Annotated in this window: 2 protein-coding genes; both read left to right on the top strand. The window is 52.9% G+C overall.

Annotated features, from left to right (window positions below; all coding sequences use genetic code 11):
• The coding region (locus ACJHYR_RS28180) for a DUF3330 domain-containing protein (protein ID WP_129950916.1) at positions 1 to 98 on the top strand (98 nt) is incomplete at its 5' end.
• Between the two features lie 125 nt (positions 99 to 223).
• A partial coding sequence (locus ACJHYR_RS28175) for a recombinase family protein (protein ID WP_284637182.1) occupies positions 224 to 522 on the top strand: 299 nt, incomplete at its 3' end.

The raw sequence follows: 522 nt of genomic DNA, 5'->3' as shown, positions 1-522 counted from the left end.
GCGGGCTGGAGTGCTATCAGCGCTTCCAGGCGCGGGCCAGCACTGCGACCGAAACCAGCGTCAAACCGGACGCTTGTGATTCGCCGCCGTCAGGTTGAGGCATACCCTAACCTGATGTCAGATGCCATGTGTAAATTGCGTCAGGATAGGATTGAATTTTGAATTTATTGACATATCTCGTTGAAGGTCATAGAGTCTTCCCTGACATTTTGCAGGGAATTCCATGACTGGACAGCGCATTGGGTATATCAGGGTCAGCACCTTCGACCAGAACCCGGAACGGCAACTGGAAGGCGTCAAGGTTGATCGCGCTTTTAGCGACAAGGCATCCGGCAAGGATGTCAAGCGTCCGCAACTGGAAGCGCTGATAAGCTTCGCCCGCACCGGCGACACCGTGGTGGTGCATAGCATGGATGGCACTGTTGCAAAGTTAGCGATGAGGCAGCCTTTTGTCTTATTCAAAGGCCTTACATTTCAAAAACTCTGCTTACCAGGCGCATTTCGCCCAGGGGATCACCATAA

The sequence above is a fragment of the Escherichia sp. WS1450 genome (genome assembly GCF_046487395.1).
In the GTDB taxonomy this organism is placed as follows: domain Bacteria; phylum Pseudomonadota; class Gammaproteobacteria; order Enterobacterales; family Enterobacteriaceae; genus Escherichia; species Escherichia coli.
Note: the sequence above shows the minus strand (reverse complement) of the source record. Positions and strands in the feature narration are given on the sequence as shown.